This window comes from Pseudomonas sp. G5(2012) (assembly GCF_000408945.1).
Classification (GTDB): Bacteria; Pseudomonadota; Gammaproteobacteria; order Pseudomonadales; family Pseudomonadaceae; genus Aquipseudomonas; species Aquipseudomonas umsongensis.
In genome coordinates this window covers 1-23,114 of sequence record NZ_APIO01000034.1, presented here as the reverse complement: position 1 = coordinate 23,114, position 23,114 = coordinate 1, and the positions used below count along the sequence as shown (strand labels likewise).

The following is a 23,114-nucleotide window of genomic DNA, read 5'->3' as shown; positions in this document are numbered from 1 at the left end:
AAGGCAAGGTCAAAAGATCGCAGCCTGCGGCAGCTCCTACAAGGGCTGGATCAAGATCGAGGCGCGTACGCGAATACGTCGGCGCGCATCTGGTGGGCGTCCATCCCCGCCTCGACCAGCGCATCCAACGTGCCGTAGACCATGGCCGGCGAACCACTGGCGTACACGTGCAGGGCTTTGAGATCAGGAAAGTCTTCGCATACTGCCTCATGCAACATGCCGCAGCGTCCCTGCCAGCCGCATTGATCGCTGACGACTTTATGCAGGAACAGGTTGGGCAGCTTCAGCCATTCATCCCAATGTTCGACTTCATAAAAGTCTTCAGGACGACGCACCCCCCAATACAGGTGCACCGGATGCTTGAAGCCCTCGGCGCGGCAATGCTCGATCAGGCCATGGACCTGGCCCATGCCGGTGCCCGCGGCGATCAACACCAACGGACCGTCCGGCAACTCGGCCAGGTGGGCATCACCGAACGGCATGTCGACACGCACCATGCTGTTGCGCTGAAGTTGCTCGATCAGGTTGAGCGCGCTGGCTTCACGCGCCAGCACGTGGATTTCCAGGTCACGGCCACCGGAGGGTGCCGAGGCCAGGGAGAAGGACGACTTCTCGCCGTTGTCGCGATGGATCATCAGATACTGGCCCGCGTGATATCGCGGCGGCTTGCCGGCGGGGGCCCGCAGCCGCACCCGCCAGGTATCACCACCGACCTCGGTGCAACTGGTGACCTGACACGACAGACTGCGCACCGGCAATTCTCCCAGCGCGAGCACGCCATCCCACAGCACGATGCAGTCTTCCAGCGGCTCTGCTATGCAAGTGTAGAACTCGCCATGGTCACGCACATCGCCCGCCTGCTCCACGCGCCCTTCCACCAGCAGTGCCGCGCACACATGGCAGTTACCGTTGCGACAGCTTTGCGGGCATTCATAGCCCAGGCGACGTGCGCCATCGAGAATCCGCTCGCCGGGCAAGATATCCAGTACTGCTCCGGAGGGCTGCAAGGTTACACGCATCAATCTATTCCTAACTGATTCCAGATGGCATCGATCCGCTGGGTCACGGCGTCGTCCTTGACGATTACACGGCCCCACTCGCGCGTGGTTTCACCCGGCCATTTATGCGTGGCATCGAGCCCCATCTTCGAGCCCAGGCCGGACACCGGCGAGGCAAAGTCCAGGTAGTCGATGGGCGTGTTCTCGATCATCACCGTGTCGCGCTTGGGGTCCATGCGCGTAGTAATGGCCCAGATCACGTCATTCCAGTCGCGGGCGTTGATATCGTCGTCAGTGACGATAACGAACTTGGTGTACATGAACTGTCGCAAAAACGACCAGACACCGAGCATTACCCGCTTGGCATGCCCCGGGTACGACTTCTTCATGGTCACGACGGCCATGCGGTATGAACAGCCTTCGGGCGGCAGGTAGAAGTCGGTGATCTCCGGGAACTGCTTCTGCAGGATCGGCACGAACACTTCGTTCAGCGCCACACCCAGGATCGCCGGCTCATCCGGTGGACGCCCGGTGTAGGTACTGTGGTAGATCGGCTTGATCCGGTGGGTGATGCGCTCGACCGTGAACACAGGGAAGCTGTCGACTTCATTGTAGTAACCGGTGTGGTCGCCGTACGGCCCCTCATCGGCCATCTCGCCTGGATGGATCACGCCTTCAAGGATGATCTCGGCGGTAGCCGGCACTTGCAGGTCGTTGCCACGGCATTTCACCAGCTCGGTACGGTTACCGCGCAACAGGCCGGCGAAGGCGTACTCGGAAAGGCTGTCCGGCACCGGGGTCACGGCGCCAAGAATGGTCGCCGGGTCAGCACCCAGCGCCACGGCGACCGGGAACGGTTGGCCGGGATGTTTTTCGCACCATTCACGGTAATCCAGCGCGCCGCCACGGTGACTCAGCCAGCGCATGATGACCTTGTTGCGGCCGATCACTTGCTGACGGTAGATGCCGAGGTTCTGCCGGTCCTTGTTCGGACCTTTGGTGACCGTCAGGCCCCAGGTGATCAGCGGCGCGACGTCGCCTGGCCAGCAGGTCTGCACGGGCAACGTCGACAGGTCGACGTCGTCGCCTTCGATGACCACTTCCTGGCAGATCGCATCCTTGACCACCTTGGGTGCCATCGAGATGATCTTGCGGAAGATCGGCAGCTTGGACCAGGCGTCTTTCAACCCCTTGGGCGGCTCGGGCTCCTTGAGGAACGCCAGCAACTTGCCGATTTCGCGAAGCTCGCTGACCGCTTCGGCGCCCATGCCCAACGCCACGCGCTCGGGGGTACCGAACAGGTTGCCGAGCACGGGAATGTCAAAACCGGTGGGTTTTTCGAAAAGCAGGGCCGGGCCCTTGGCGCGCAAGGTGCGGTCGCAGACCTCGGTCATTTCGAGCACTGGGGACACCGGAACCTGGATGCGCTTGAGTTCGCCGCGCTGTTCCAGGCCGCTGATAAAGTCGCGCAAGTCGCGATACTGCATGCGTGAGCCTCGTGTTGGCCGTGGCGTTCGGGGGCAGGCAGTTTAGCGCCGAACCTCATGCTTCAGAACCACGAACTACGGGTTGATCAAAAATCAGATAGCAAAAAGCCGGGTTTCCCCGGCTTTTGCTGGTCTATCGATTTACTTGCGCTTCATCGACAGGAAGAACTCATCGTTGGTCTTGGTCGTTTTCAGCTTGTCGACCAGGAACTCGATGGCAGCCACTTCGTCCATCGGGTGCAGCAGCTTGCGCAGAATCCACATGCGCTGCAGCTCGTCGTCGGCAGTCAGCAACTCTTCGCGACGAGTACCGGAACGGTTGATGTTGATGGCCGGGAACACACGCTTTTCAGCGATACGGCGATCCAGAGGCAGTTCCATGTTGCCGGTGCCTTTGAATTCCTCGTAGATCACTTCGTCCATCTTCGAGCCGGTTTCAACCAGCGCGGTGGCGATAATGGTCAGCGAGCCGCCTTCCTCGATGTTCCGTGCAGCGCCGAAGAAACGCTTCGGTTTCTCCAGGGCGTGGGCATCGACACCACCGGTCAATACCTTGCCGGAGCTCGGGATCACGGTGTTGTAGGCACGGGCCAGACGGGTGATGGAGTCGAGCAGGATCACCACGTCCTTCTTGTGTTCGACCAGGCGCTTGGCCTTCTCGATCACCATTTCGGCAACCTGCACGTGGCGGGTTGGCGGCTCGTCGAACGTCGAGGCAACCACTTCGCCGCGCACGGTACGCTGCATTTCGGTTACTTCTTCCGGACGTTCGTCGATCAGCAAGACGATCAGATGAACTTCAGGATTGTTACGCGCGATGTTCGCCGCGATGTTCTGCAGCATGATCGTCTTACCGGCTTTGGGCGGTGCAACGATCAGACCGCGCTGGCCTTTACCGATCGGGGCGCACAGGTCGATGACTCGACCGGTCAAGTCTTCGGTGGAACCGTTACCGGCTTCCATCTTCATGCGCACGGTCGGGAACAGCGGGGTCAGGTTCTCGAAGAGAATCTTGTTTTTCGCGTTTTCCGGACGGTCGAAGTTGATCGTGTCGACCTTGAGCAGTGCGAAATAACGCTCGCCTTCCTTAGGAGGTCGGATCTTGCCAACGATGGTGTCACCGGTACGCAAGTTGAAGCGACGGATCTGGCTCGGCGAGACGTAGATATCGTCTGGGCCGGCGAGATAGGAGGCGTCAGCAGAGCGAAGGAAGCCGAAGCCGTCCTGGAGAATCTCCAGCACGCCATCACCGGAGATTTCCTCGCCGCTTTTCGCGTGCTTTTTCAGCAGGGAGAAAATCACGTCCTGCTTGCGCGAACGGGCCATATTTTCTATGCCCATCTGTTCGGCCAATTCGAGCAGTTCGGTAATCGGCTTTTGCTTGAGTTCAGTCAGATTCATATAGGAATGACGTAATCATTTATGGAGGGGGGAAATTAAGCTTTTGGCTTAATGAGGCCGCGCCGCGGAGAAGGCGACAGGATCGCGTACTTATTCGAAAAGGAGAGCGTCGGCGACGGCTAGCAGGGGGCACTGGAGAAACCAGCGCGGGGCCGAATGTAACACCTGAGTTTCGGAGCGTCTAGCCCTCTACAACGAAAAAAGCCCCGCTATCTGCGGGGCCTTTATCTGACACGCTACTACGACGCTTAGATGTTGGCGTCGAGGAAAGCCGCCAGCTGCGACTTCGACAGTGCGCCGACCTTGGTCGCTTCAACGTTGCCGTTCTTGAACAGCATCAGCGTCGGGATACCGCGCACGCCGTGCTTGGCGGGGGTTTCCTGGTTTTCGTCGATGTTCAGCTTGGCAACGGTCAGCTTGCCTTTGTAGGTCTCGGCAATTTCGTCCAGGACAGGAGCGATCATTTTGCAAGGGCCGCACCATTCAGCCCAGTAGTCGACCAGTACAGCGCCTTCAGCCTTGAGTACGTCGGCCTCGAAGCTAGCGTCGCTAACGTGTTTGATAAGATCGCTGCTCATGGAATTCTCCAGGGTTGTAAGCAAAAAAACGTGGCCCATCATAGCCGCCCTTCCCTCGTTCAGGAAGGTGCAGATGATTGAGTCTCGCTATGGTGTTCCATGAGTTTGGGTATAGCCCAGGTCACGCCAATGCGGGAGCGACGAAAGCGATCCCGGTACGCAGCGCCGCATTGCGCACGTGTTCGTGCATGGCCTTTTGCGAGGCCCCCGAGGCCCGTCGCGCCAGCGCGCGAAGGATTTTGCGGTGCTCATGCCAGGTTTCCATGGCCCGCTCGACCCGGATGAACGGTAGCTTCTGACTCTCCAGGAAAATCTCGGCACTGGCCGTCAGGATGCTCAGCATCGCCTGATTGCCGCTGGCCAGCAAAATGCGCCGATGGAATTCGAAGTCCAGGCGGGCTGCCGCTTCGAAGTCGCCGCACTTGAGGTCGTTGCGCATGGCGGCGACGTTATCTTCCAGCGCATCGAGCTCATCGGTACTCAAGGTCACGGCCGCCAGCCCCGCCGCGAATCCCTCCAGCGCGTAACGCAACTGGAAGATATCCAGGGGCGAAGCCTGCGCCGCGAAGGGCCAACCGGGTGCGGCCTCGCTTCGCTCAAGCTCCACCGGCGACTGCACGAACACGCCTTTGCCCGGCTGGATACTGATGACACCCAGTGCGCTGAGCGATGACAGCGCCTCACGCAACGACGCCCGACTGACCCCCAGTTGCACCGCCAGGTCCCGCTGCGAGGGCAAGGCATCCCCGGGCCCGAAACCCTGTTCGGTGATCAGTTTGCGGATGGCTTGCAGCGCCAGTTCAGGTACGGCGCGAGAGATCGAATTCATGGTTTTCCAGTCGAACCAGGCCAATGAGCGCTCAGTTGTAAAGCTATTCGAAGCGCCCGGCAAGTCGTGCCCCATGGGGGTTCGGTGACTTTCGCCGCTGCGCCATCGGGGTGCGAAACGCCACCTGACTGTTCAGACCAGTAAGACCGTGTGACGCCAGCAAATCCGCGGCCTGGCGGCCCACCAACGCCATGTTGGCATGGCCCATGCTCTGTCGATCCGCAGAAATCCCTTCGCAAAGATCCGGAGACTTGCCATGACCCAGCGTTACAGCGCCCTCCTCGCAGCCTTGTTCGCCAGCCTCGTGCTGAGCCAGGCCCCCGCCCACGCCGACGCCCTGGAGGATGTCGTGCAGCGCGGCGTTCTCAAGGTCGCCGTACCGCAGGACTTCCCGCCCTTCGGCTCGGTTGGCCCGGACATGAAGCCGCGCGGCCTGGACATCGACACCGCCAAACTGCTGGCCGACCAGCTCAAGGTCAAACTCGAACTGACCCCGGTCAACAGCACCAATCGCATTCCGTTCCTGACCACCGGCAAGGTCGACCTGGTGATCTCCAGCCTCGGCAAAAACCCGGAACGCGAAAAAGTCATCGATTTCTCCCGCGCCTATGCGCCCTTCTACCTCGCCGTGTTCGGTCCTCCAGATGCCGACATCAAGAGCCTCGACGACCTCAAGGGCAAAACCGTCAGCGTCACCCGTGGCGCCATCGAAGACATCGAGCTGACCAAGGTCGCCCCCGAAGGCGTGACCATCAAGCGCTTCGAAGACAACAACTCGACCATCGCCGCGTATCTGGCGGGGCAAGTGGACCTGATCGCCAGCGGCAACGTGGTAATGGTCGCCATCAGCGAGAAGAGCCCGAAACGCGTGCCAGCGCTGAAAGTGAAGCTCAAGGACTCGCCCGTCTACGTGGGCGTGAACAAGAACGAGCCGGCGCTGCTGGACAAGGTCAACCAGATTCTTGTGACCGCCAAGAGCGACGGCGCGCTGGAGAAAAATGCCCTGGCCTGGTTGAAAGAACCGCTGCCGGCCGATCTCTGATCCGGCGCGCAGGAGACACGCGATGGCTTATCAGTTCGATTTCTTGCCGGTGGTGCACAACACCGACCTGTTGCTGCGCGGTGCGCTGTTCACTCTTGAGCTGACGGCCATCGGCGCGGTGCTGGGGGTGGGGCTGGGCATCGTCGGGGCGCTGGTGCGGGCGTGGAACATCCGCCCCTTCTCCGGGATTTTTGCGGTCTACGTCGAGTTGATCCGCAATACGCCGTTTCTGGTGCAGTTGTTTTTCATCTTCTTCGGCCTGCCGTCATTGGGCGTGCAGATTTCCGAGTGGCAGGCCGCCGTGCTGGCGATGGTGATCAATCTGGGCGCCTATTCCACCGAGATCATCCGTGCCGGCGTCCAGGCGATCCCGCGAGGTCAGCTGGAGGCCGCGGCGGCCCTGGCGATGACGCGCTTCGAAGCCTTCCGCCATGTGGTGCTGTTGCCGGCGCTGGGCAAGGTCTGGCCGGCCCTGAGCAGCCAGATCATCATCGTCATGCTCGGTTCGGCGGTCTGTTCGCAGATCGCCACTGAAGAGCTGAGCTTCGCTGCCAACTTCATCCAGTCACGCAACTTCCGCGCCTTTGAAACCTATGCACTGACCACGCTGCTCTATCTGTGCATGGCCTTGCTGATCCGCCAGTTGCTGAACTGGATCGGACACCGATTCATTGCCAGGAGCACTCGATGAGCGATTTCACCTTCTGGGACATCGTGCGCAACCTGCTCACCGGCCTGCAATGGACACTGGCACTGTCGCTGGTGGCGTTCGTTGGCGGCGGGCTGATCGGCTTGTTGATCATGGTCATGCGCCTCTCGAACAAAGCCTTGCCGCGCAGCGTTGCCCGTACCTACATCGAATTGTTCCAGGGCACGCCGCTGTTGATGCAGCTGTTCCTGGTGTTCTTCGGTGTAGCGCTGGCCGGGGTGGAGATTTCGCCGTGGGCCGCGGCGGCAATCGCCTTGACGTTGTTCACCAGCGCCTACCTGGCGGAAATCTGGCGGGGTTGCGTCGAGTCGATCCCCAACGGCCAGTGGGAAGCCTCGTCGAGCCTGGCGCTCAATCCCCTGGAGCAATTGCGCTACGTGATCCTGCCACAAGCGTTGCGCATCGCCGTGGCGCCGACCGTGGGCTTCTCGGTGCAAGTGGTCAAGGGTACGGCCGTGACCTCGATCATCGGTTTCACCGAACTGACCAAGACCGGCGGCATGTTGGCCAACGCCACCTTCGAGCCCTTCATGGTCTACGGGCTGGTTGCCCTCGGCTACTTCCTGCTCTGCTACCCCTTGTCCCTCAGTGCGCGCTACCTGGAAAGGAGACTGCATGCCTCTGCTTAGAATTTCCGCCCTGCATAAATACTATGGCGACCACCATGTGCTCAAAGGCATCGACCTGAGTGTCGAGCAAGGCCAGGTGGTGGCGATCATCGGCCGCAGCGGCTCAGGCAAGTCGACCTTGCTGCGCACCCTAAACGGCCTGGAATCGATCAACGATGGCGTCATCGAAGTCGACGGCGAATACCTCGACGCCGCCCGCGCCGACCTGCGCAGCCTGAGGCAGAAAGTCGGGATGGTGTTCCAGCAGTTCAACCTGTTCCCGCACCTGACGGTGGGCGAGAACGTGATGCTCGCGCCGCAGGTGGTGCAGAAAGTACCGAAGACCCAGGCTGCCGAACTGGCGCGACAGATGCTGGAACGGGTCGGACTTGGAGAGAAGTTCGATGCCTTCCCCGATCGCCTGTCCGGCGGGCAGCAACAGCGGGTGGCGATTGCCCGTGCGCTGGCGATGTCGCCCAAGGTGCTGCTGTGCGACGAAATCACCTCGGCGCTCGACCCGGAGTTGGTCAACGAAGTGCTGAGCGTGGTTCGGCAACTGGCCAAGGAAGGCATGACGCTGATCATGGTCACCCATGAAATGCGCTTTGCCCGGGAGGTTGGGGATAAGTTGGTGTTCATGCATCAAGGTTTGGTGCATGAGGTGGGCGATCCAAAGGAGTTGTTTGCCAATCCGCGGACGGTGGAGTTGGCGAATTTCATTGGGACGGTTGAGGCGACCACCTGATCATTCCCACGCTCCGCGTGGGAATGCCTCAACGGACGCTCCGCGTCCGCTTTGGGACGCAGAGCGTCCCGGGCTGCATTCCCACGCAGAGCGTGGGAACGATCGGCTTTGAACACAACGCGTTGGCGGCAGCCTTTGATCGTGGCAGGATGTCGAGGTTATCGACCGAGACCCCTGACCATGCCGCAATCCCAAGCCAAGAATCTGTCCTTGATCGCCGCAATCGACCTGGGCTCCAACAGCTTTCACATGGTCGTGGCCAAGGCCCAGAACGGCGAAATCCGCATTCTCGAACGTCTCGGGGAGAAGGTTCAGTTGGCCGCCGGTATCGACGACGAACGCCACCTCAGCGAAGAATCCATGCAACGCGGGCTCGATTGCCTCAAGCGTTTCGCCCAACTGATCAACGGTATGCCCCCAGGCGCCGTGCGGATCGTCGGCACCAACGCCCTGCGTGAAGCCCGTAACCGCAACGAATTCATCCACCGCGCCGAAGAAATCCTCGGCCACCCGGTGGAAGTCATCTCCGGCCGTGAAGAAGCACGCCTGATCTATCTGGGCGTGTCCCACACCCTCGCCGATACCCCGGGCAAACGCCTGGTGGCCGACATCGGCGGCGGCAGCACCGAGTTCATCATCGGGCAGAGATTCGAGCCCTTGTTGCGCGAAAGCCTGCAGATGGGTTGCGTCAGCTACACCCAGCGCTATTTCAAGGACGGCAAGATCACCCCGGCCCGCTACGCCCAGGCGTATACCGCGGCGCGGCTGGAGATCATGAGCATCGAACACGCCCTGCATCGCCTGACCTGGGATGAAGCCATCGGCTCCTCGGGCACCATCCGCGCCATCGGCCTGGCGCTGAAGGCCGGCGGTCATGGCAGCGGTGAAGTGAATGCCGAAGGGTTGGCCTGGCTCAAGCGCAAGCTGATCAAGCTTGGCGATGTCGAGAAAATCGACTTCGAAGGCATCAAGCCGGACCGTCGGGCGATTTTCCCGGCCGGCCTGGCCATCCTCGAAGCCATCTTCGATTCACTTGAACTGCAACGCATGGACCACTGTGAAGGCGCGTTGCGCGAAGGCGTTCTCTATGACCTGCTGGGTCGTCATCATCACGAAGACGTGCGTGAACGCACCCTGACGTCGCTGATGGAGCGTTATCACGTCGACCTGGAACAAGCGGTGCGAGTCGAACGCAAGGCCCTGCATGCCTTCGATCAGGTGGCCAAGGACTGGGACCTGGAAGACGGCGTCTGGCGCGAACTGCTCGGCTGGGCGGCCAAGGTGCATGAGGTGGGCCTGGACATTGCCCACTACCAGTACCACAAGCATGGCGCCTACCTGATCGAGCACTCGGACCTGGCCGGTTTCTCCCGCGAAGACCAACTGATGCTTGCACTCCTGGTGCGCGGCCACCGCCGCAACATTCCCAAGGACAAGTTCGCCGAATTCGGCGATGACGGCATCAAGCTGATTCGTCTTTGCGTGTTGCTACGCTTCGCGATCCTGTTCCATCACATCCGCGGCACCCAGCAAATGCCTCAGGTGGAACTGAACGCCAATGGCAACCACCTGGAAGTTGTTTTCCCGGAAAACTGGTTGGAGGACAACCAACTGACCCAGGCCGACTTCGAGATCGAAGCGCAGTGGCTTACCCGCGTAGACACCGTACTGACCGTGCGCTGAACCTAGGAGCTGCCGCAGGCTGCGATCTTTTGATTTTGCCCTTCAAAACAAGATCAAAAGATCGCAGCCTGCGGCAGCTCCTACAGGGTGGAAACAAAAATGGCGATCCAAAGGGATCGCCATTTTTTTACCTCGTGCCGGTGTTACCGAACCGCCAGGATCGGGCTACCCAACCGCTCCAGCAAGGTAGCCTGCGCACTGCGCGGGTTCTGGTTGCCGGTCGGTGTATTGCGGATGTAACGGCCGTCCGACTGCAGGCTCCAGCTGTGGGTGTTGTCGGTGAGGTACAGCTCGAGCTCTTTCTTGACCCGCATGATCAGCTTCTTGCCCTCTACCGGGAAGCAAGTCTCGACGCGCTTGTCGAGGTTGCGCTCCATCCAGTCAGCGCTGGAGAGGAACATCTGCTCTTCCCCGCCATTGAGGAAATAGAAGACCCGGGTGTGCTCCAGGAAGCGACCGATGATCGAGCGCACATGGATATTGTGCGACACCCCGGCGATGCCCGGCCGCAGGCAGCACATGCCACGCACTACCAGGTCGATGCGCACGCCCGACTGGCTGGCCTTGTACAACGCGCGGATGATCTTCGGATCGGTCAGCGAGTTGAACTTGGCGATGATGTGCGCCGGCTTGCCCTCGAGGGCGAACTGGGTTTCGCGGGCAATCATGTCGAGCATGCCCTTTTTCAGGGTAAACGGCGCATGCAGCAGCTTCTTCATGCGCAGCGTCTTGCCCATGCCGATCAACTGGCTGAACAGTTTTCCGACGTCTTCGCACAGGGCGTCGTCGGAGGTCAGCAGGCTGTAGTCGGTATACAGGCGAGCGTTGCCGGCGTGATAGTTACCCGTACCGAGGTGGGCGTAACGCACGATCTCACCCGCTTCGCGGCGCAGGATCAGCATCATCTTGGCGTGGGTCTTGAAGCCGACCACACCGTAGATCACCACCGCACCGGCCGCTTGCAGACGGCTGGCCAACTGCAGGTTGGACTCTTCGTCGAACCGCGCGCGCAATTCGATCACCGCGGTGACCTCCTTGCCGTTACGCGCTGCATCCACCAACGCATCGACGATTTCCGAGTTGGCGCCGGAGCGATACAGGGTCTGACGCACCGCCAACACGTGCGGGTCCTTGGCGGCCTGGCGCAGCAGGTCGACCACTGGAGTGAACGACTCGAACGGGTGCAGTAACAGGATGTCCTGCTTGCTGATCACGCTGAAAATGTTTTCGCTGTTCTGCAGCAGTTTCGGAATCTGCGGGGTGAACGGCGTGTATTGCAGCTCGCGCTGGCTGTCCAGGCCGGTAATGCTGAACAGACGCGTCAGGTTCACCGGGCCGTTGACCTGATACAGCTCGCTCTCGCTGAGGTTGAATTGCTTGAGCAGGTAGTCGGACAGGTGTTTCGGGCAGGTATCGGCGACTTCCAATCGCACCGCGTCGCCATAACGACGGGAGAACAGCTCGCCGCGCAGGGCACGCGCCAGGTCTTCGACATCTTCCGAGTCCAGCGCCAGGTCGGCGTTTCGGGTCAGGCGGAACTGATAGCAGCCCTTGACCTTCATGCCCTGGAACAAGTCATCGGCGTGAGCGTGGATCATCGACGACAGGAATACATAGTTGTCGCCAGGGCCGCCGACTTCTTCCGGCACCTTGATCACCCGCGGCAGCAGGCGCGGTGCCGGGATGATCGCCAGGCCGGAGTCGCGACCAAAGGCGTCGATACCCTCGAGCTCGACGATGAAGTTAAGGCTTTTGTTCACCAACAAAGGGAACGGGTGCGTCGGGTCGAGGCCGATCGGGGTGATGATCGGGGCGATCTCGTCACGGAAATAGCGGCGCACCCAGGTCTTTAGCTTGGTCGTCCAGTGACGGCGACGAATGAAGCGGACCTGATGTTTTTCCAGCTCCGGCAGCAGGATGTCGTTCAGGATCGCGTACTGACGATCGACGTGACCGTGTACCAGTTCACTGATGCGGGCCAGGGCCTGGTGCGGTTGCAAGCCGTCGGCACCCGCTTGCTCCCGGGCGAAGGTGATCTGCTTCTTGAGGCCGGCGACACGAATCTCGAAGAACTCGTCCAGGTTGCTGGAGAAGATCAGCAGGAACTTCAGGCGCTCCAGCAACGGGTAGGACTCGTCCAGTGCCTGTTCCAGCACGCGGATGTTGAACTGCAGCTGCGACAGCTCGCGGTGGATGTACAGGCTGCTGTCATCCAGGCCGGGAATGGCAATCGCCGGCGCTGCCACAGCGGTTTCGACGACCGCCGCGGGCGGAGCTGGCTCCAGCTCCGGCGGGGTCTCGTCGACTTGCTCCACCACAGGTTGGGCGTCTTTTACGGCAACTTCAGTGAGTACTTCGGTATTCATCGAATGTTCCTGGGAGGGCTATTTTTGCTCTCGTAACAGTTGAGCAGCACGAACGGCAAAATATGTCAGGATGCCATCAGCGCCTGCGCGTTTAAAAGCGGTCAGGGATTCGAGGATAACCCCTTCGCTCAACCAGCCATTCTGGATCGCCGCCATGTGCATGGCGTATTCGCCACTGACTTGATAAACAAAAGTCGGCACTTTGAATTCTTCTTTGACCCGGCAGAGGATGTCCAGATAGGGCATGCCTGGCTTGACCATGACCATGTCTGCGCCTTCTGACAAGTCAGCCGCCACTTCGTGCAGGGCTTCGTTGCTGTTGGCCGGGTCCATCTGATAGGAGGCCTTGTTGGCCTTGCCCAGGTTCAGTGCCGAACCGACCGCATCGCGAAACGGGCCGTAATAGGCGCTGGCGTACTTCGCCGAATAGGCCATGATCCGTACGTTGACGTGACCGGCCACTTCGAGGGCCTCGCGGATAGCCTGGATGCGACCGTCCATCATGTCCGAAGGCGCAACCACCTGGGCGCCAGCTTCGGCATGGGACAGGGCTTGCCTGACCAGTGCGTCGACGGTGATGTCGTTCTGCACATAGCCTTCTTCGTCGAGAATGCCGTCCTGGCCGTGGGTGGTGAACGGGTCCAGCGCGACGTCGGTAATCACGCCCAGCTCAGGAAACTGTGCACGCAGGGCGCGGGTGGCGCGCTGGGCAATGCCTTCGGGGTTCCAGGCTTCGGCGCCATCCAGCGATTTGAGCTCTGGAGGTGTCACCGGGAACAGCGCCAGCGCCGGAATGCCCAGCTCGACCCACTTGGCTGCCTCTTCCAGCAACAGATCGATGGTCAGGCGTTCGACGCCCGGCATCGAGGCCACCGCTTCGCGACGGTTTTCACCGTCCAGTACGAACACCGGCAGGATCAGATCATCGACGGTCAACACGTTTTCACGGACCAGTCGACGCGAAAAATCATCGCGACGGTTGCGGCGCAGGCGGGTTGCGGGGAACAAGCGGTTGGCGGGGGTAAAGCTCACGGCAGACTCCTGAGCCCGCGCGGACGGGCGAGCGTGACAGTTATAAGCGGCCATTATGACGATCACATGACAGTTGTGTGCAACCTGTGACAGGTAGCCGCATTCCATTGTCCTTGTAGGAAATGTTCACGTCGAGACACATTTGGACACTTTCCTGAATGTGTACGAAGGGTTAGGCTGCGCGTTCATTTCGCCAGCACCCAGACAATGCTCCAACAATTTCTGCATGACTTCGGCTACTTTGCCCTATTTCTAGGCACATTCTTCGAAGGCGAAACCATCCTGGTGCTCGCGGGCTTCCTCGCGTTCCGTGGATACATGGACATCAACCTGGTGGTGGTCGTGGCGTTCTTCGGCAGTTATGCCGGCGATCAGCTGTGGTACTTCCTGGGACGCAAGCACGGGCGCAAGCTGCTGGCACGCAAGCCGCGCTGGCAGTTAATGGGTGATCGGGCGCTCGAGCACATTCGCAAGCATCCGGATATCTGGGTCCTGAGCTTTCGCTTCGTCTATGGCCTGCGCACCGTGATGCCGGTGGCAATCGGCCTGTCTGGCTATCCGCCGGGCCGTTATCTGCTGCTCAACGGAATTGGCGCTGCGATCTGGGCCACCGCACTGGCGGCGGCGGCCTATCACTTTGGCGCGGTACTGGAAGGGATGCTCGGCAGCATCAAGAAATACGAACTGTGGGTGCTCGGTGCCCTGCTCGTCCTCGGGTTGGGCCTGTGGCTGCGCCGCCGGTTCAAGAATGCTCGCTTGGCCAGGCAGATCTATGCCGACGAGCAAGCCCTGAAAGCCCAACAGCACAATGCCGGCAACCCTAAGACGCCAATCGAGTAAAACGGTTTCTGCAGCAGTAGAGCCCGATACCGCTGATCAGACTGTAACTGAGCAGGCCGACCCAGCCCACCGCGCTGGCCGGCCACAGCCCCACCAGCGGCGCCAGCCATACCAGCGGCACATTCGATGCCAGCCGCAGCAACTCCAGCTTCAGCGCCCACGGGCGATTCTCCAGGGCCACGCCCAGCACGAACAGGCCCAGCGCCACAGCTCCCCAGCCCAACACCAACGCGGCCGTCGACAGATTGGGCGCGAGGTTCATCAAATAGCTGCCAAACGCGATGTAGACGCAGAACTGTAACAGCACGTAGAGCTGCTGACGCCCGTCCAATGGCACCTCGAATTTGCGGAACTGGCTCAGGTCCGGCTTGTTCATCGGGTACTTGGCCGCCACGTCCGCCGGTCGCCAGCCGGTGCGCATGAACCAGATCCGCAGCTTGTCCCAGGTGCTTTCGGCACGCCGCGCATCCGCCCACAACTGGGTGTAGAACTGCACGTTGGCCCACACCGGGTTCCAGCTCGACAGCGGTGTTGTTACGCCGAAAATCACCGGCTCGTTGTCGTCTTCTTCCTGGAACGAGCCAAATAGACGGTCCCAAATAATGAACACACCGCCGTAGTTGCGATCCATGTAGAGAGCGTTCTGTGCATGGTGGGCCCGATGATTGGATGGCGTGACGAAAAACCACTCGAACCAGCCGAGCTTGGGAATGTGCCGGGTATGCACCCAGAACTGGTACAGCAGGTTAAGCGCCGCGACGCTGACGAACACCAGCAACGGCACACCGACGACGGCCATGGGGAGGTAGAAGATCCAGCTCAGGAGGAATCCGGTGCTCGTCTGGCGCAAGGCGGTGGAGAGGTTGTAGTCCTCGCTCTGGTGATGCACCGAATGCGCGGCCCAGAGGATGTTGCGCTCGTGGCCCATGCGGTGCAGCCAGTAGTAGCAGAAATCGTAAAAGACGAAGGCAAACACCCAGACCCAGATGCTGTCGGGCGAGAGCTCGAACAGTGCCAGGTGCTTGAGGGCGAACGCATAGGTCACCAGCCCTACGCCTTTTGTCAGCAGGCCGGTGGTGGTCGACAGCACACCGGTGCTGATGCTGTTGATCGCGTCCGCCAGCCGATAGTTGCTGACCCCGCGCCAACGGTCGGCCAGCAGCTCGATAGCGATCAGCACAAAGAAAAACGGCACCGCATACAGAATGAAGTCCATGACGCGCCCTGGTCGGAATCTTGAGGACAGATCCTATGTGTAGCCTCGAATTATCCCTATGGCAACGAGTGACAAATTAGTGGACATTTAACGCCATGAATCTGGAGAAAAGCCCATGAGCAAAAAAGTTGCAGTGATCCTTTCCGGTTGTGGCGTATACGACGGCGCCGAGATTTACGAAAGTGTGGTGACCCTGCTGCGCCTGGACCAGCGTGGCGCGCAGGTGCAGTGTTTTGCCCCGAATATCGCGCAGCTGCACGTGATCAACCACCTGACCGGCGAAGAAATGCCCGAGTCGCGCAATGTGCTGGTGGAGTCTGCCCGTATAGCCCGCGGCGAGATCAAGGATATCCGCGAAGCCGACGCCGAGGAGTTCGATGCACTGATCATTCCCGGCGGCTTCGGCTCGGCCAAGAACCTCTCCAACTTTGCCATCGAAGGTACTGGCTGCACGGTGCAACCGGATGTCCTGGCATTGACCGAAGCCTTTGCCGAGGCCGGCAAACCGGTCGGCCTGATCTGCATCTCACCTGCCCTGGCGGCGAAAATCTATGGTCCCGGCGTGACATGCACCATCGGCAACGACGCAGAAACGGCAGCGGCCCTGAACAAGATGGGCGCCACCCACAAGGAATGTGCCGTGAGCGATATCGTCGAAGACAAGGCGCGCAAACTGGTGACGACACCGGCCTACATGCTGGCGCAATCGATCAGCGAAGCGGCTTCGGGCATCAACAAACTGGTCGACCGGGTGCTCGAGCTGACCCACGAAAACGACGCCTGACATCGATTAAATGTGGGAGCGGGCTTGCTCGCGAAAGCGGTGTGTCATTCAACAATGATGGTGACTGATACACCGCATTCGCGAGCAAGCCCGCTCCCACAGGGTTCTTTACAAGGTTCAAGCTTGGCGGGTCAGCCTTGTAAGGATCCGGTCCAGCGCATTGGCAAACGCCTGCTTTTCCCGCTCACCAAACGGCGCTGGCCCGCCACTCATCTGCCCCTGTTCGCGCAAATCGGTGAACAGGTTGCGCACGGCCAGGCGATCGCCCATGTTCTGCGCATCGAACTCCTTGCCCCTCGGGTCCAGCGCAGCAACGCCTTTTTTCACCAAGCGGTCGGCCAGCGGCACATCGCTGCAGATCACCAGCTCACCAGGTACCGCGTGCTCCACGAGGTAGTCGTCGGCCGCATCAGGGCCACTTGGCACCACGATCAACTTCACCAGCGCCAGGCCGGGCTTGATCTGTGGCTGGCCGGCCACCAGCACCACTTCGAACTGGCGCTTGAGGGCGAACTTCACCACCAGGTCCTTGGCCGCCCGGGGGCAGGCGTCGGCATCGATCCATACGCGCATGTTCTTGTCCTCTCTAAAAAGCTTCGCGAGCAGGCTCGCTCCCACAGGTTATACGCAAATCCTGTGGGAGCGAGCCTGCTCGCGAATATGAGCGAAGCGAATGCTGTTAAGCCGTAACCCGCCGCTTTTCAGCCACACGACTACGACCATACAACACAACGATCGCAACGATCGCCACCGCCTGCGCACTCAGCGAATACGCATCCGCATGAATCCCCAACCAATCGAACTCAAAGAACGGCACCGGCCGCGTGCCGAAGATACCGGCTTCCTGCAACGCCTTAACGCCATGCCCGGCGAACACCACCGACAAGGCACAGAGCAGGCCGGCGTTGATGCTGAAGAACAGCGCCAACGGCAGTTTCGCCGAGCCGCGCAGGATCACCCAGGCCAGGCCGACCAACAACACCAGCGCCGTCGCACCACCGGCCAGTACTGCGTCATGGCCCGCAGGGCCAGCCTGCAACCACAGGGTTTCATAGAACAGGATCACTTCGAACAGTTCGCGATACACCGAGAAAAACGCCAGGATCGCAAAACCGAAACGTCCACCACCGCCCACCAGGCTGCTCTTGATGTAATCCTGCCAGGCCGCGGCATGACGACGGTCATGCATCCACACACCGAGCCACAACACCATGACGCTGGCGAACAGGGCCGTTGCACCCTCCAGCAACTCACGCTGCGAGCCGCTGACATCAATCACATACGCTGCCAGCGCCCAGGTACCCAGACCGGCCAACAGGGCCAGGCCCCAACCGACATTGACACTTCGTACCGCCGACTGTTGGCCGGTATTACGCAGGAAGGCGAGAATCGCCGCCAGCACCAGGATGGCTTCCAGGCCTTCGCGCAACAGAATCAGCAGGCCGGAAATGAAGCTCAGCGACCAGCTCAAACCATCGCTGCCCAACAATCCGGCAGACGCTTTCAACTTGGCCTTGGCCGCCTCCAGGCGCTGTTCCACCTGCTCCACCGGCAGGCCATCCTGTAATGATTGACGGTAAGCCATCAGCGACTTTTCAGTGTCTTTGCGCACGTTGGCATCGACGTTGTCCAGGGAGCTTTCGACCAGCTCGAAGCCTTCCAGGTACGCCGCTACCGACAGGTCGTAGGCTTGATCGTGATCGCCTGCGCGGTAGGCCGCGACGCTCTTGTCCAGGGTAGTAGCGGTGTAGTCGAGCAACTGCGCCGGGCCACGCTTGGCTTGCGGCGGCTGAGCCCGTTGCGCGCGGAAAGTCGCTGCGCCCTGCGGACCGTCGGCGGCCTGCACTTCGGCCGGCGTCTGACGGGCCAGATCGGCAATGTTGTAGTTCTTGTCGCTACTGGCGGCCTGCGGATCGGCGCTGAAGCTGGCGATATAGGTTGCCAGGTCCCAACGCTGACGATCATCGAGCTGATCGCCGAAAGCCGGCATATCGGTGCCTTCTACCCCCAGGCCCAGTGTGTTGTAGATCGCGTAGAGGCTCAGGTGATCCAGGCGCGTGTTATCTCGCAAATTGGCCGGCGCTGGGGTTAGCCCCACACCCGCCGGACCATCGCCAGCGCCGGTTTCGCCGTGGCACACCGAACAATGCTGGGCGTACAGTGGCGCGCCGCGAGTCGGGTCCGGGGTAATGATCGGCGCCTGGCTGACTTCATAGGCCACGGCCAATTTTGCGCCGAGTTGCCGAGCCTGGCGGGCAACGTCCGCACCGTCCCGACGCGCGGAGATCGCCTCGCGCAGCGCGCTGACGCCCTGCTCCAGCCCGGCTTTTTCCGGTTTGGCCGGCATGCCGGCGATCAAGCCTTGCAACACCTGGACAAACTCCAGCTGTTCGCGGTATTCGGATTCGTTGACGACCTTGCCTGCCTGCACTGCTTGCGGATAGTCCGCGCCGAGGTAATCGAGCAAGTGCAGCGCTTGCGGAGCGCCTTCCACGGTGTCGGCCAGCAGATTAAAGCTGCACAGGGCAAACACCGGCGCTAACAGCCAGGCCAGGAATCGGGACGGGGCAATCATGAACGAATCTCAATTGGAAATACGAAGTAACATATTGTTCACTCCCAATCAGTTTCACTCAAGCTTTGTCGTCGATTGCACGACAGCGCATAAACGAAAAAGGCGACCTGAAGAGGTCGCCTTTTTTGTGCTTGATGTTTAAACCGCGGCTTTACGCAGGGTGGCCATGAACGCCGCCGCGCCAATAAACAGCCCGGCAAAGGTACGGTTCATGCGCCGTTGCTGTTTCGGCGTGCGCAACATACGCAGCACCTTCGAAGCCAAACCGGTGTAACCGGCCATGACGATCAGGTCCACGCAGACCATGGTGACACCGATGATCACGTACTGGATCAGCAGTGGCGCGTGCGGATCAATGAACTGAGGCAACACCGCCAGCATGAACACCAACGCCTTGGGGTTGCTGATGTTCACCAGGAAGCCTCGGAACACCAGGGCCATCGGCTTGCCAATCTGCCGGATCGCCGCGTCATCGCTCATATCGCTGGGTAGCGCACGCCATTGTTTGATGGCGAGATAAACCAGGTAGGCCACACCGAACCATTTAATCGCATAGAAAGCAGTGGCCGACGCCGTGAGAATCGCGCCGACACCGGCGCCAACAATGGCAATCTGCACAGCAAGGCCCAACTGCAAGCCCAGGGCGTTCCAGTAGCCGCGCCAGAAACCGTACTGCAGGCCACTGGACATCGACGCAATGGCGCCGGCACCGGGAGAAAGACTGATCACCCAGCAGGCGGCAAAAAACGCCAGCCATGTTTGAAGCTCCATTGCACACCTCGACTCGGACTCGTGACAGATGTCTAAGCTAATGCGGCTTTGGGTGGATGACTACCGATTTTTTGAAGGAAGTGGCGACTGCCGACCAGCGTTGTATGCCTTTAGGTCCCTTTCGCGAGCAGGCTCGCTCCCACCTTGGCTTGCGTCTCTCCTGGTTGAACCTGGTCGAGTGTGGGAGCGAGCGTGCTCGCGAAGGCGGTGTATCAGGCAACAGAAGGCCTACTTTTCAAACCCGCTGGAAGGAAACACATCAGTCCCGCGCCAACGCCGCACCGATCGCTGGAAGAACAAACTGTTGGGCACCTGCACCATCGCGCTACCAGTACCCAGCTCTTCAGCCTCGATCAACGTGGTGTACAGCAGATTGATCGCCACTACCCGGCCTTTGACGCCGGGCTTGTCGGTGGTGTCCACCAACTCGACCACATCGCCCAGGCGAAACGGCCCGACTGTGAAGATCAGGATCGCGCACAACAGATTGGAGAGCACGCTCCACATGGCGAAAAACGCCACCGCCGCCACCGCGACGAATCCCGACAGCGCGGTCCAGAGCACCGTGGCCGAAACCCCCAGGCGCTCCAGCACAAAAATCAATGCACTGCCCATGATCAGCCAACGCAGGCCGCCGCGCAGCGGCATCAGCAACTGCGGCGGAAACGGATAGCGCTCACCGAGACGGGTCAGGCACTTGGCAACGAAACGCTGGGCGATGTAGCCAGCCAACAGGATCAGCAGGATTTGCACAGCGAGCCAGATCGGCTCGATCCACATCGCTGGCAGCGGCAGCTTGAACGCCTCCATCAGGACAGCGCCTCCAGCTCCGCCTGCATGCTTTCCAGCAGTTCCAGGGCTTCCATCCAGGCTTCTTCCAGCTCCCCTTCGCGCACCTTCAGCTTGGCTTGCTCGGCCAGCAAGTCACGCAACTCGTTTTTGCGCATCGGCTCGTAGATATCGCTGTCGCCAAGGCTGGCATCGATCTTCGCGAGTTTCTCGTGCAGCTTGCCCAGCTCGGCTTCGAGCTTGTCAGCCTCACGCTTGTGCGGCGCCAGTTGCTGGCGCAATGCAGCGGCAGCCTGACGCTGGGCTTTCTTGTCGGTCTTGTCCGGGTTAACCGGGGTGTTGCTGACCGGCGCATTGCGCTGGCGATACTCCACCAGCCAGCGGGTGTAGTCTTCCAGGTCACCGTCGAACTCTTCGACCTTGCCGTCTGCCACCAGATAGAAATTGTCGGTAGTGCTTTTGAGCAAATGGCGATCGTGGGAGACCACCAGTACCGCACCACTGAATTCCTGCAAGGCCATGGTCAGCGCCAGGCGCATTTCCAGGTCCAGGTGGTTGGTCGGTTCGTCGAGCAGCAACAGGTTCGGCCGGTCCCAGGCAATCAGCGCCAGCGCCAGGCGCGCCTTTTCGCCACCGGAGAAATTCAGTACAGGCTCGTCGATCCGCGCGCCGCGGAAGTCAAAGCCCCCGAGAAAGTCACGCAGGGTCTGTTCGCGCTCGGTTGGCGCCAGGCGTTGCAAGTGCAGCAACGGGCTGGCCTTGGCATCCAGGGAGTCAAGCTGGTGCTGCGCGAAGTAACCAACGACGGTATTTTCGCCACGGGTCAAGCGGCCCGCCAGAGGCGAGAGCTCACCGGCAAGGTTTTTGATCAAGGTCGATTTACCGGCGCCGTTCGGGCCAAGCAAACCGATGCGCGCACCGGGAGTCAGTTGCAGCTTGACCTTCTCCAGCACGGTTTTCTCGCCGTAACCCAGGCGGGCATCAGACAGGTCGATCAGCGGGCTGGAAATCTTCTGCGACTCGCGGAAGACGAAGTCGAACGGCGAGTCGACGTGCGCCGCCGTCAGCTCTTCCATGCGCTCCAGGGCCTTGATCCGGCTCTGGGCCTGGCGGGCCTTGGTCGCCTGGGCCTTGAAGCGGGCGATGTAGCTTTCCATGTGCGCCCGTTGCGCCTGCTGCTTCTCATAGGCCTGTTGTTGCTGGGCCAGGCGTTCGGCTCGGGCACGCTCGAAGGCGCTGTAGCCGCCGCGATAGAGGGTGATCTTGCGTTGATCGACGTGAGCCACGTGATCGACCACGGCATCGAGGAAGTCCCGGTCGTGGGAAATCAGCATCAAGGTGCCAGGATAGCTTTTGAGCCACTCCTCGAGCCAGATGATGGCGTCGAGGTCCAGGTGGTTAGTCGGTTCGTCGAGCAACAGCAGGTCCGAAGGACACATCAAGGCCTGCGCCAGGTTCAGGCGCATCCGCCAGCCACCGGAGAAATCGCCGACCTGGCGATCCATCTGCTCGTTGGTGAAGCCCAGGCCGGCCAGCAGCTTGCGCGCCCTTGCGTCGGCGGTGTACCCGTCGGCGCTGTCCAACTCGGAGTGGTAGCGGGCCTGTGCGGCACCGTCATGGGCCGCTTCGGCTGCCGCCAGGTCACGTTGCACCTGGCGCAGGCGCAAGTCGCCATCGAGCACGTAGTCGACCGCCAGGCGTTCGAGCGTGTCGACCTCCTGGCGCATGTGGGCGATACGCCAGTCGGCCGGCAGGAAGCAATCGCCCGAGTCCGGGTGCAGCTCACCCCGAAGCAAGGCGAACAGGCTCGATTTGCCGGCGCCGTTGGCACCGATGAGGCCGGCTTTCTGGCCGGCGTGCAGGGTCAGCTCGGCGTCTTCTAGCAGACGTTGCGGGCCACGCTGTAAAGTCAGGTTCTGAAGTCGAATCATAATGGCGGCGGAGTCTACCAGCTTCGCTCGCAACTGGCGCGAGTAGCACTATGTCCTCTGACCTGTGGAGCTTTTCCCTGACCCTTTATGCCCGTCCGGGCGTTGAACAGGCATGCCTGCAAATGCAGGCGGCCGGCGTCAGTGTGTGTCTGCTGCTGTGCGCGGCATGGCTGGGACAGCGGGGTATCGCTTGCGATGAACAGCGCCTGGAGAAACTTCGCGGTGTGGCACAAGCCTGGGACGTCGATGTCGTGCAACCGTTGCGGGCGCTGCGCGTGCAATGGAAGGTTGCCGCCGCACAGGATGCCGAGCTGCACTTGCTGCGCGAACAGGTCAAGGCACTAGAATTGGAGGCCGAGAGAAATCTGCTGTTGCGCCTGGAGCGATCGTCTCGGGATTGGCCGCACGGTGTCGCGACCGACCTGGCGATCTGGCTGGAAGGTGTGACGGCAGATGCCGCCCACCTGCACCGCGACGCGCTGCATCAGCTGCGCGTCGCGGTAACCGGCACTTAAGAAGCGCTGGTTGGGTTGGTGCTGGAGTTCGACGGTGCCACTGGCGTTGGCGCGGTGGAGGCTGTCGAGGTTGTTGCTGTCGGCGTAGGAGCAGCCGAAGCGGATGGCGCTGGCGCTGGCGTCGCTGGCTTGGCAGCAGGGGCCGGAGCCGGCTTGGCAACAGCGGTCGGTTTTTTCACGGCAGGTTTCGCTGCTGGTTTCGCTGCTGGTTTCGC

Annotated in this window: 22 protein-coding genes; 8 read left to right on the top strand and 14 right to left on the bottom strand. The window is 60.9% G+C overall.

All coding sequences use genetic code 11. The annotated features are described in order from the left end of the window. Window positions 1-50: 50 nt before the first annotated feature. The 6 genes from PG5_RS11325 to PG5_RS34430 all read right to left on the bottom strand — a co-directional run bounded on the left by PG5_RS11325 (window position 51) and on the right by PG5_RS34430 (window position 5,501). On the bottom strand, window positions 51-1,019 hold the full coding sequence (locus PG5_RS11325) for a CDP-6-deoxy-delta-3,4-glucoseen reductase (RefSeq protein WP_020797261.1): 969 nt from the start codon (window positions 1,017-1,019) through the stop codon (window positions 51-53). Next, the gene (gene ubiD, locus PG5_RS11320; protein WP_020797260.1) at window positions 1,019-2,485 is read right to left on the bottom strand and encodes a 4-hydroxy-3-polyprenylbenzoate decarboxylase; all 1,467 of its coding nucleotides are present in this window, start codon (window positions 2,483-2,485) and stop codon (window positions 1,019-1,021) included. Before ubiD ends, PG5_RS11325 begins: the two co-directional genes overlap by 1 nt. Window positions 2,486-2,626: 141 nt before the next feature. Beyond that, the gene (rho, locus tag PG5_RS11315) at window positions 2,627-3,886 is read right to left on the bottom strand and encodes a transcription termination factor Rho (protein WP_003206716.1); all 1,260 of its coding nucleotides are present in this window, start codon (window positions 3,884-3,886) and stop codon (window positions 2,627-2,629) included. Between the two features lie 248 nt (window positions 3,887-4,134). Further along, entirely contained in the window at window positions 4,135-4,464 is a 330-nt protein-coding gene (gene trxA, locus PG5_RS11310) for a thioredoxin TrxA (protein ID WP_003206727.1), read from the bottom strand. 121 nt (window positions 4,465-4,585) lie between these two features. Continuing rightward, a complete protein-coding gene (locus PG5_RS11305) occupies window positions 4,586-5,293 on the bottom strand; it encodes a FadR/GntR family transcriptional regulator (protein WP_042955346.1) in 708 nt (235 codons plus the stop codon). Window positions 5,294-5,336: 43 nt separating this feature from the next. After that, window positions 5,337-5,501, bottom strand: a complete 165-nt coding sequence (locus PG5_RS34430; RefSeq protein WP_020797257.1) for a hypothetical protein — start codon at window positions 5,499-5,501, stop codon at window positions 5,337-5,339. A 48-nt stretch (window positions 5,502-5,549) separates the two neighbouring features. Between PG5_RS34430 and PG5_RS11300 the strand changes: the two genes are divergently transcribed. The 5 genes from PG5_RS11300 (at window position 5,550) to ppx (ending at window position 10,080) form a co-directional block, all read left to right on the top strand. Further along, window positions 5,550-6,335, top strand: coding sequence for a transporter substrate-binding domain-containing protein (locus PG5_RS11300; protein WP_020797256.1), 786 nt, complete (start codon window positions 5,550-5,552; stop codon window positions 6,333-6,335). A 22-nt stretch (window positions 6,336-6,357) separates the two neighbouring features. After that, a complete protein-coding gene (locus PG5_RS11295; protein WP_020797255.1) occupies window positions 6,358-7,026 on the top strand; it encodes an amino acid ABC transporter permease in 669 nt (222 codons plus the stop codon). Further along, window positions 7,023-7,673, top strand: a complete 651-nt coding sequence (locus PG5_RS11290; RefSeq protein ID WP_020797254.1) for an amino acid ABC transporter permease — start codon at window positions 7,023-7,025, stop codon at window positions 7,671-7,673. The genes PG5_RS11295 and PG5_RS11290 overlap by 4 nt, the downstream gene beginning before the upstream one ends. Then, a complete protein-coding gene (locus PG5_RS11285) occupies window positions 7,660-8,397 on the top strand; it encodes an amino acid ABC transporter ATP-binding protein (RefSeq protein WP_020797253.1) in 738 nt (245 codons plus the stop codon). The genes PG5_RS11290 and PG5_RS11285 overlap by 14 nt, the downstream gene beginning before the upstream one ends. Window positions 8,398-8,577: 180 nt before the next feature. Next, complete coding sequence (ppx, locus tag PG5_RS11280; protein WP_020797252.1) at window positions 8,578-10,080, top strand: exopolyphosphatase; 1,503 nt, start codon at window positions 8,578-8,580, stop codon at window positions 10,078-10,080. 143 nt (window positions 10,081-10,223) lie between these two features. Here ppx and ppk1 read toward each other — a convergent pair whose 3' ends face one another. Both ppk1 and hemB read right to left on the bottom strand, forming a co-directional pair. Next, on the bottom strand, window positions 10,224-12,446 hold the full coding sequence (gene ppk1, locus PG5_RS11275; RefSeq protein ID WP_020797250.1) for a polyphosphate kinase 1: 2,223 nt from the start codon (window positions 12,444-12,446) through the stop codon (window positions 10,224-10,226). Between the two features lie 18 nt (window positions 12,447-12,464). Next, window positions 12,465-13,478 (bottom strand): porphobilinogen synthase, encoded by a 1,014-nt coding sequence (gene hemB / locus PG5_RS11270; RefSeq protein WP_020797249.1) that lies wholly within the window; start codon window positions 13,476-13,478, stop codon window positions 12,465-12,467. Window positions 13,479-13,685: 207 nt separating this feature from the next. Here hemB and PG5_RS11265 point away from each other — a divergent pair, with 207 nt between their 5' ends. Then, window positions 13,686-14,318, top strand: a complete 633-nt coding sequence (locus PG5_RS11265; protein WP_020797248.1) for a DedA family protein — start codon at window positions 13,686-13,688, stop codon at window positions 14,316-14,318. Here PG5_RS11265 and PG5_RS11260 read toward each other — a convergent pair. After that, window positions 14,299-15,534, bottom strand: a complete 1,236-nt coding sequence (locus PG5_RS11260; RefSeq protein WP_020797247.1) for a sterol desaturase family protein — start codon at window positions 15,532-15,534, stop codon at window positions 14,299-14,301. The two genes, PG5_RS11265 and PG5_RS11260, sit on opposite strands and share 20 nt — an antisense overlap. Window positions 15,535-15,649: 115 nt before the next feature. Here PG5_RS11260 and elbB point away from each other — a divergent pair, with 115 nt between their 5' ends. Further along, complete coding sequence (elbB, locus tag PG5_RS11255) at window positions 15,650-16,318, top strand: isoprenoid biosynthesis glyoxalase ElbB (protein ID WP_020797246.1); 669 nt, start codon at window positions 15,650-15,652, stop codon at window positions 16,316-16,318. Between the two features lie 117 nt (window positions 16,319-16,435). Here elbB and PG5_RS11250 read toward each other — a convergent pair whose 3' ends face one another. From PG5_RS11250 to PG5_RS11230, 5 genes are all read right to left on the bottom strand, one after another. Continuing rightward, window positions 16,436-16,891: a YaiI/YqxD family protein gene (locus PG5_RS11250; protein WP_020797245.1), complete on the bottom strand. Its 456-nt coding sequence runs from the start codon at window positions 16,889-16,891 to the stop codon at window positions 16,436-16,438. Window positions 16,892-16,997: 106 nt separating this feature from the next. Beyond that, entirely contained in the window at window positions 16,998-18,893 is a 1,896-nt protein-coding gene (locus PG5_RS11245; RefSeq protein WP_020797244.1) for an FTR1 family protein, read from the bottom strand. 138 nt (window positions 18,894-19,031) lie between these two features. After that, window positions 19,032-19,664, bottom strand: coding sequence for a LysE family transporter (locus PG5_RS11240; RefSeq protein ID WP_020797243.1), 633 nt, complete (start codon window positions 19,662-19,664; stop codon window positions 19,032-19,034). Window positions 19,665-19,892: 228 nt separating this feature from the next. Further along, window positions 19,893-20,474: a mechanosensitive ion channel family protein gene (locus PG5_RS11235; RefSeq protein WP_020797242.1), complete on the bottom strand. Its 582-nt coding sequence runs from the start codon at window positions 20,472-20,474 to the stop codon at window positions 19,893-19,895. After that, window positions 20,474-22,384 (bottom strand): ATP-binding cassette domain-containing protein, encoded by a 1,911-nt coding sequence (locus PG5_RS11230; protein ID WP_008066418.1) that lies wholly within the window; start codon window positions 22,382-22,384, stop codon window positions 20,474-20,476. Before PG5_RS11230 ends, PG5_RS11235 begins: the two co-directional genes overlap by 1 nt. Window positions 22,385-22,434: 50 nt before the next feature. Between PG5_RS11230 and PG5_RS11225 the strand changes: the two genes are divergently transcribed. Beyond that, on the top strand, window positions 22,435-22,899 hold the full coding sequence (locus PG5_RS11225; protein ID WP_020797241.1) for a TIGR02444 family protein: 465 nt from the start codon (window positions 22,435-22,437) through the stop codon (window positions 22,897-22,899). The last annotated feature ends 215 nt before the right edge of the window (window positions 22,900-23,114 follow it).

What these genes read in the sequence shown, in the direction of transcription:
- PG5_RS11285 (WP_020797253.1), top strand. Translation starts at nt 7,660, where the DNA reads ATGCCTCTGCTTAGAATTTCCGCCCTGCATAAATACTATGGCGACCAC.
- PG5_RS11240 (WP_020797243.1), bottom strand. Translation starts at nt 19,664, where the DNA reads ATGGAGCTTCAAACATGGCTGGCGTTTTTTGCCGCCTGCTGGGTGATC.
- PG5_RS11295 (WP_020797255.1), top strand. Translation starts at nt 6,358, where the DNA reads ATGGCTTATCAGTTCGATTTCTTGCCGGTGGTGCACAACACCGACCTG.
- elbB (WP_020797246.1), top strand. Translation starts at nt 15,650, where the DNA reads ATGAGCAAAAAAGTTGCAGTGATCCTTTCCGGTTGTGGCGTATACGAC.
- ppx (WP_020797252.1), top strand. Translation starts at nt 8,578, where the DNA reads ATGCCGCAATCCCAAGCCAAGAATCTGTCCTTGATCGCCGCAATCGAC.
- PG5_RS11225 (WP_020797241.1), top strand. Translation starts at nt 22,435, where the DNA reads ATGTCCTCTGACCTGTGGAGCTTTTCCCTGACCCTTTATGCCCGTCCG.
- rho (WP_003206716.1), bottom strand. Translation starts at nt 3,886, where the DNA reads ATGAATCTGACTGAACTCAAGCAAAAGCCGATTACCGAACTGCTCGAA.
- PG5_RS11245 (WP_020797244.1), bottom strand. Translation starts at nt 18,893, where the DNA reads ATGATTGCCCCGTCCCGATTCCTGGCCTGGCTGTTAGCGCCGGTGTTT.
- PG5_RS11265 (WP_020797248.1), top strand. Translation starts at nt 13,686, where the DNA reads ATGCTCCAACAATTTCTGCATGACTTCGGCTACTTTGCCCTATTTCTA.
- trxA (WP_003206727.1), bottom strand. Translation starts at nt 4,464, where the DNA reads ATGAGCAGCGATCTTATCAAACACGTTAGCGACGCTAGCTTCGAGGCC.
- PG5_RS11260 (WP_020797247.1), bottom strand. Translation starts at nt 15,534, where the DNA reads ATGGACTTCATTCTGTATGCGGTGCCGTTTTTCTTTGTGCTGATCGCT.
- PG5_RS34430 (WP_020797257.1), bottom strand. Translation starts at nt 5,501, where the DNA reads ATGGGCCATGCCAACATGGCGTTGGTGGGCCGCCAGGCCGCGGATTTG.
- ubiD (WP_020797260.1), bottom strand. Translation starts at nt 2,485, where the DNA reads ATGCAGTATCGCGACTTGCGCGACTTTATCAGCGGCCTGGAACAGCGC.
- PG5_RS11325 (WP_020797261.1), bottom strand. Translation starts at nt 1,019, where the DNA reads ATGCGTGTAACCTTGCAGCCCTCCGGAGCAGTACTGGATATCTTGCCC.
- PG5_RS11250 (WP_020797245.1), bottom strand. Translation starts at nt 16,891, where the DNA reads ATGCGCGTATGGATCGATGCCGACGCCTGCCCCCGGGCGGCCAAGGAC.
- PG5_RS11300 (WP_020797256.1), top strand. Translation starts at nt 5,550, where the DNA reads ATGACCCAGCGTTACAGCGCCCTCCTCGCAGCCTTGTTCGCCAGCCTC.
- PG5_RS11235 (WP_020797242.1), bottom strand. Translation starts at nt 20,474, where the DNA reads ATGGAGGCGTTCAAGCTGCCGCTGCCAGCGATGTGGATCGAGCCGATC.
- PG5_RS11290 (WP_020797254.1), top strand. Translation starts at nt 7,023, where the DNA reads ATGAGCGATTTCACCTTCTGGGACATCGTGCGCAACCTGCTCACCGGC.
- ppk1 (WP_020797250.1), bottom strand. Translation starts at nt 12,446, where the DNA reads ATGAATACCGAAGTACTCACTGAAGTTGCCGTAAAAGACGCCCAACCT.
- PG5_RS11230 (WP_008066418.1), bottom strand. Translation starts at nt 22,384, where the DNA reads ATGATTCGACTTCAGAACCTGACTTTACAGCGTGGCCCGCAACGTCTG.
- PG5_RS11305 (WP_042955346.1), bottom strand. Translation starts at nt 5,293, where the DNA reads ATGAATTCGATCTCTCGCGCCGTACCTGAACTGGCGCTGCAAGCCATC.